Origin of the sequence: Phormidium sp. CCY1219 (genome assembly GCF_035615515.1) — a bacterium.
Taxonomy (GTDB): domain Bacteria; phylum Cyanobacteriota; class Cyanobacteriia; order Cyanobacteriales; family Laspinemataceae; genus CCY1219.
Genome location: NZ_JAJENT010000001.1, coordinates 1 through 6,899, shown reverse-complemented (window position 1 = coordinate 6,899; position 6,899 = coordinate 1). Strand labels below are relative to the sequence as shown.

The following is a 6,899-nucleotide window of genomic DNA, read 5'->3' as shown; positions in this document are numbered from 1 at the left end:
ATCCTGGTTCCCAGGCTCAGCCTGGGAACGCCCCAGTGGAGGCTCTGCCTCCTAATCCCCCATCATCGGGAACAATCTTGGTTCCCCCTCATTCCCAGGCTGAGCCTGGAAACGAGATTTAATCAGTATACCGATTTTGGTCATAGATCCTCGGCAGATGATTTGGAGGCAGAGCCTCCGCAATCTCGTTCCCAGGCTGAGCCAGGGAACGAGATTTAACGAGATTTAACGAGGTTTAATGAGATTTAACAAGATTTGTGGAGGCAGAGCCTCCGCAATCCCGTTCCCAGGCTGAGCCAGGGAACGAGATTTAACGAGGTTTAATGAGATTTAACAAGATTTGTGGAGGCAGAGTCTCCGCAATCCCGTTCCCAGGCTGAGCCAGGGAACGAGATTTAACGAGGTTTAATGAGATTTAACAAGATTTAACAAGATTTAACAAGATTCGATCGGTTTTACGAGTGTTAACAGCAGTGGATTTTGCATGGTTATGCTATGATGGAAAATAAATTAGATTCCCTCGTTCCCATACCCAAGGGAATGCTACTCTCGAAACTTTGTTTCCCACTCCCTCAATCTCTCTAACTACCAATGTAAAAAAAATGGGTCGATCGCGCTATCACTTTATCGACAATTATCCTCATTTTATCACCTGCACGGTAGTCAACTGGATTCCTATATTTAGCCGACCAGAAATCGCTCAAATTGTACTATAATCTCTCGGGTTTATGCAAAGCAAACAGCGGTGGATTTTGTATGGTTATGTTATCATGGAAAACCACCTGCATTTCATCGTTTCTTCTGCTACGCTATCGCGAGCGGTGGGTCAGTTTAAGTCTTTTACGGCTCGCTCTATTATTGATTGGCTTATCCAACATCAGTTTCACTCTATTCTAAAACAGCTTAAGGCGGGAAAGGCAGTTTATAAAAGTGACCAAAAATACCAGCTTTGGCAAGAAGGGTCGCATCCGCAGGCTATTTTCAGCCCAGATGTTTTTCGGCAAAAGTTAGAGTATATTCATAACAATCCTATTCGACGCGGATATGTAGATGAACCGGGTCATTGGCGGTATTCGAGTTATCGCAATTACATGGGTGAAGAAGGATTGTTATCTGTTCAATTGCTCGATGTGTGAGCTTTTAATGGGAGGTTCCGCCGACCTCATCCCCTGGAGCCTGGAGAGGAGTTTGGCAAGGCTGAATGAGTTGGAGGCGGAGCCTCGGGAGCGGGGTTCCCAGGCGGAGCCTGGGAACCAGTTTGGGGGAGTTTTATGCGGTTATTAGGGGGGTACTTGGAGGCGGAGCCTCGGGAGCGGGGTTCCCAGGCGGAGCCTGGGAACCAGTTTGGGGGAACCAGTTTGGGGGAACCAGTTTGGGGGAACCAGTTTGGGGGACGGTTTAACGATAATCTTGACTTTGAATTTCGCGCAGACGCGATTCGGGGCGTTTGAGGCGGTCTAATTGCGCCTCAAAGAACTGACGATTGGCCATTAAATGGTTTGGATTGGGATCGTCGAGGGGATAGAGCAGGGCTTGGCGCAAGGCTTGGAAAACGGCGGAGGTGACGCAGTACATCGATCGCTGGAATGTAATGCCCAACTGAATCAGCATATCCTCTTCGCCCCGGCAATGTTTCTGATAGTAATCTATCAAGTAGGGAGGCAGGAAATGCAGCATATCCTGCATCAGTAATGTAGGCGGAATGCCAGCGGTGCCCACGGGAAACACATCGGCGTAAAGAATGCCATAGTGGAAATCTTTTTGCTCGTCGGGCACTTGTTTTGCTTGGGCGTTATAAGACTTGGTGCCCCGGAAGGGGGAGGTGCGATAAAAGACGGCTTCCACATAGGGAAGGGCGGCTTCATACAGCCACATAAAGCCTTTGGATTTGGGAATAATTTCGTAAACTTCGCCGCGAATTTTCGCGTGGTGGTAGATGGGACGACCGGCGATCGCGAAGATTCCGTTAACCAGGAAATTCATCGCTTCGGGAACGGTTTTTAACCCCCCTTCATCGTAGAGATCGGACATTTCAAAAAAGACGGGGGCCATCACTTCCCAAAACAGTCCGAGGTTGCTATAATAGGACAATTGCCGGACTTGTTCGAGGAACATATCGGGGAAAAGTTGATAAAGGCCGAGCATCACCGGATTGCCTTTAAAGTAGGCTTTAATCGCGCGATCGGCATTGGCTTTATATTCGTCGCTATCGAGATAGGCGTCGAATTTGCCCCACCCCATATCTCGACCGTGCCAAAACATGGCGCGCATACAGGCTTCGGCAAATTCCATATTCACGCGATCGTGCAGCCAGTGGTGCAAAAGGCGGGGAATTTTTTTCTGCAGTTCCCCTTTTTCCATAAATTCTAGCAGTTCCGGATGGGCGGTGGCTTCGCCGCGCCAAATCCGCCAATCTGCATCTTCTCCCGCATAATGATTGTGCAGTTCGATATATTCGGGGGGCAGAAAATATTTAAAAAAGGGCAGGGGATCTAAAAAAACCTCTTCGGCGATGTAAAGTAAGTCGCGCCAGTAGAAATCCATCGGCACTGCATAGGCTTTATAAATGCCGATAATTTGCATCAAGTTTTCTGGCGTATCGGGAAGCATCGCCCCGCCGGCTTCTAAGCGGTGAATCACCTCGGCAAATTCATGCTCGGAGGGGGGAAGTTTTGCTGCGCCTGTCGCTGTTGCAGTGGTCATGGTGTTAATGGTGTTTTTTTGTGGGCTATGGTGTAAAAGGGATTTGGATTTGGCAGGCGATCGCGCCGATGAGGCGTTCCCAGACAGAGCCTGGGAACATTTAAACTACACCTTACTCGATCTGCGGTGCCCGCATTTCAAAATTGTGAGCCAAAGGGGTATTGTTCTGGCTCTCCAATGCGACAACCATTGCCGTTGTCGTAGGTTCGCTCCAGCGCACCAACCAAGTGGGTTGAATGCCTAAAAAGAAAATAATAGCGGCTAAAACCAGTGCGGGCGTGCGTTCCGCCCAGACGACGCGCGGATAGTACGCCAACTGATTATCCAGTTTACCAAAACAGGTGCGGTTGAGCAAAATGACGAAGTAAACTGCGGTTAACCCCGAGGCAATGATGCACAGCAGGGTGGGTAGGGGAAAGATGGCAAAACTGCCTTGAAAGACCATAAATTCGGAGATGAAGCCCACCAAACCGGGAATCCCAGCACTGGCCATTCCGCCTAAAATCAGTAAAGCGGTGGTGAGGGGCAAGCCTCGGATCGGGTTCATCAGTCCGTTGAGTAGGTCTAGCTCTCGGGTGCCGACTTTTTTCTCGACGATTCCGATCAGGTAAAAGAGGATCGCTAAAATCAAACCGTGGCTGACCATTTGTGCCACCGCGCCGAGGACGCTGAGGGAGGTGCCAGCGGCGGCGGCAACCAGGATGTATCCCATGTGACCGATGGAGCTATAGGCCACCATCCGCTTGATGTCTTTTTGCGCGATCGCGGTCAATGCGCCATACAGCACGCTCACCACCCCGATCGCCACCAGTACCGGGGCCACCAGTCCCCAGGTTTGCGGAAACAGTTGCAACCCAAATCGCACTAAGCCATAAGTCCCCAACTTCGCCAGAACTCCGCCGAGAAGAATCGCCACGGGCGGCGAAGCTTCCACATACGCATCGGGCAACCACGTGTGCAGGGGCACCAACGGCACTTTAATCCCAAACCCAACTAACAACAAGCTCAGCAAAATTAACTGGGTTCTCAACGGTAATCCGTCGGTGAGAATCGCATTAAAATCAAAACTGCTCGCACCGCTCAACCAGCCTATCCCCAAAAAGGCGGCTAAAATTAAAATCCCGGAAACGGCGGTATAGATAAGAAACTTCATCGCCGCATAGCCGCGTTTTTTACCGCCCCAAATGCCAATTAACAAATACAGGGGAATCAGTTCGAGTTCGTAAAATAGCACGAACAGCAGCAGATTTTGCGCCAAAAATGACCCGGCGAGTCCTGCATTGACTAGGAAAATCATCGGGTAGTAAACGCGCGGGCGTTCCACGGATTCCCCAGTCCCATAAATGGCGATCGCCGTAAGTAGGGAACTTAAGGCGAGTAGGGGAAAAGATAACCCATCAATGCCGAGATTATAGTTCAGTCCCAGTTGAGGAATCCAGGATAAATATTCTTGAAACTGCAATCCGTAGGCATTGACATCGAACTGAATGCCTATCCAAATCGTCCATCCTAAAATAGCCAGGGCGAGGCTCAAGGAGATATTTCTAAGCTGCATTGAGGTGGGTTTTCCCGGCCAAACTCCCACAATTGCAGCACCCGCTAGGGGGAGCAAAATTAAGGCACTTAACATAGAGGTTTCCTACTTTTTCTCTTTGCTGGAGTGTTGGGGGAATTGCTCCCGATCGCGATCGGGAAGCAACCTCCCGGTTTTCTCAATTCGAGCGGTCACAGACTCGCCAATAATGGCCAACTCAGCCAAATTCCCAAAATCGCTACGCCAATCAGAATGGTCAAGGCATAAAACTGCGTTTGCCCGGTGACGTTGTACTTCAAGCTTTGTCCGCTAAAGACGGTGACTAATCCAATTAAATTCACCACGCCATCCACGATATAGCGATCGATCCAGGAAATAATCTGCGACACCAACCCCACCACAAACACAATGGTCAGTTTGTACAGTTTGGCGGTGTAGAAATCGTAGGCAAAAAAGTCTTGCACCGATTGCGAACCGAAGCGCACCGGTTTGGGCCAGTTATCGTTAAGATAAATCATCGCACCTAGTCCGCCGCCGATCGCAGTGGATCCGACCAATACCGTAGCCGCGCCGAGATTGACCTCAGCCCATGCGGGCAGCAAGTTCCACCGCAGCAGCATTAAGGGCACATGCAGGGTAAAGCCCATCAAGACAACGGTGGGTAACATCATGGGCCAATGCGCTTCTGGCGATCGCACGGTCATGGGTTTCACTGGACCGGCGAAAATTAACCCGAATTCTCGCACCACACTAAAGGTGGTTAACCCATTCACCACCACCAAGACTCCCACTAGGGCCGGTTGCGTCTCCCACAGGGTGTCCGCCATCTCCAGCAATGCCCAGAAGCAGCCAAATGGCGGAAGGGCAATCAATCCCGCCGCCCCAACCAAATACGCTAACCCGGAAATCGGACGCCGCGACCACAAACCCCCATATTTGGTCAGGTCTTGGGTGACGTTGTTCCAGGCGATCGTCCCGGTACTCATCACCAATAGTGCCATCGCCAGGGCGTAGGTCAGCAGTAACGTGAGTGCGGTTTGCGTTTGTCCCGTCCCCACGGCGATGAATACCAGTCCCATGTAAGCGCTGACGGAGTAGGATAAGGCGCGCTTGATGTCGATTTGGGCGATCGCGATCGCTGAGGTCCCTACCGCCGTCGCCGCCCCCATCGCGATCGCCACCGAGGTTCCCACCGGGGACAGCGCTATGACCGGTTCGAGTTTTATCAATATCCACGCCCCTGTGGCCACAACCACCGAATTCCGCAAAATCGTACTCGGAACCGGCCCTTCCATCGCTTCATCTAACCACAGGTGCAAGGGGAATTGGGCGCATTTCCCCAACGGCCCGGCAATTAATCCCAGGGTCAGCAAGCTGGCTACTGTGGGATCCAACTCCGCCGTTTTTGCCCATTGCGCTAATTCACTAAAGTTCCACGTTCCCGCTAATGGCAATAGCGCTACCACCGCCATCAGCAGCATTAAGTCTCCCACCCGCTTGGTTAAAAACGCATCTCTCGCACCAGTCACCACTAAGGATTGGTTAAACCACAACCCCACCAGCAGATAGGTGCCGAGGGTGAGGATTTCTAATACCACATAACTGAAAAATAGGGAATTGCACAAGACTAGGGCGCAGATTCCCGCTTCAAACCATGCCAACATGGAATAGAATCTTGCCCATCCCCAGTCCATCTCCATGTAACCCACGGCGTAAATCTGCGCGACCAGATTCAACCCGGTTACCACTATCATCGCCCCCACCGTCACCGATGAGATTTGCAAATCCACGGTAAGCTCTAAACCCGCCGCATTCAGCCAGGTCCAGGATACCTCCCGCGCCGGCTGATTCCACGTCGCCGGAAGCGCCAACCAGCTATGGGTGAATGCCAAAAAGGTCATTATCGCATTGGCATACCCCGCCGGTCTAGGCCCTATGCGACGAATCAGTCCCGGCGACCACGCCGCCGCTACTATCATGCCTATTAAGGAGTAGCAGGGGACTAACCAAACACTCGGAAGAAATAAATCGGCCATCTGTATTTACCCGATCGCGTTTCAGCTTCTCTCTCGCCTTCGATTACCCCCGCAAATCGGGGGTAACTTTTCGGCAGATTAATCTTTTCTTTATTTTATGGTTCTTAGGTTAACTTTATGCGTGCCTAAATGGAAGCCTTTTCTCAAACAAATTCGTAATCCACTCACTCAGATCTCCTTATGAACCCTATTTTTCTTCCGGTTCTCTAGAGATTTTTACTCAGCCAATTCTCTTTTCTATCAATTTTGCTAATTTTAACTATAGATTTTCATCTATGCAGCAGAAAAACTCCTCCAGCAAAAGCAGGGGATCGCCTTTGCTTTCCCCTAACGCATTCTCGCCTCTCTCCTAAAAAACCTTGACTTTGGCGAAACGATTTGATATATTCTCTTTTTTAAGCACTCATGCACGAGAAATTGCACCTCCATTTTTGCGGTTTGTCGGGTGGCCCGTTCTAGAACAGATTCGCGATCGCCCTCCACTTCTGTCAACTTTCTCTCTTTCTCAAATCCGCGATCGGCACATTTTCCATCGATTGCCCCAAACTCTTTTTTTTCGCCGCGCCCTTTTTTTTTCGCCTTTTTTTCGCCAAGGGGTTGACTTTCCCCGGGAAGCTTGGTAGTCT

5 protein-coding genes are annotated in these 6,899 nt (G+C 50.5%); 1 reads left to right on the top strand and 4 read right to left on the bottom strand.

The genetic code is table 11. The annotated features are described in order from the left end of the window. Window positions 1-770: 770 nt before the first annotated feature. A complete protein-coding gene (locus tag LKK83_RS00025; protein ID WP_324628694.1) occupies window positions 771-1,136 on the top strand; it encodes a transposase in 366 nt (121 codons plus the stop codon). A 262-nt stretch (window positions 1,137-1,398) separates the two neighbouring features. On the opposite strand, the gene LKK83_RS00020 is transcribed toward LKK83_RS00025, so the two are convergent. The 4 genes from LKK83_RS00020 to LKK83_RS00005 form a co-directional block, all read right to left on the bottom strand. Further along, window positions 1,399-2,703 (bottom strand): CO2 hydration protein, encoded by a 1,305-nt coding sequence (locus LKK83_RS00020; protein ID WP_324628693.1) that lies wholly within the window; start codon window positions 2,701-2,703, stop codon window positions 1,399-1,401. A gap of 112 nt (window positions 2,704-2,815) precedes the next feature. After that, window positions 2,816-4,333: an NADH-quinone oxidoreductase subunit M gene (locus LKK83_RS00015; RefSeq protein WP_324628692.1), complete on the bottom strand. Its 1,518-nt coding sequence runs from the start codon at window positions 4,331-4,333 to the stop codon at window positions 2,816-2,818. Window positions 4,334-4,428: 95 nt separating this feature from the next. Then, on the bottom strand, window positions 4,429-6,273 hold the full coding sequence (locus LKK83_RS00010; RefSeq protein WP_324628691.1) for an NAD(P)H-quinone oxidoreductase subunit F: 1,845 nt from the start codon (window positions 6,271-6,273) through the stop codon (window positions 4,429-4,431). Between the two features lie 327 nt (window positions 6,274-6,600). Beyond that, the coding region (locus LKK83_RS00005) for a hypothetical protein (RefSeq protein WP_324628690.1) at window positions 6,601-6,899 on the bottom strand (299 nt) is incomplete at its 5' end.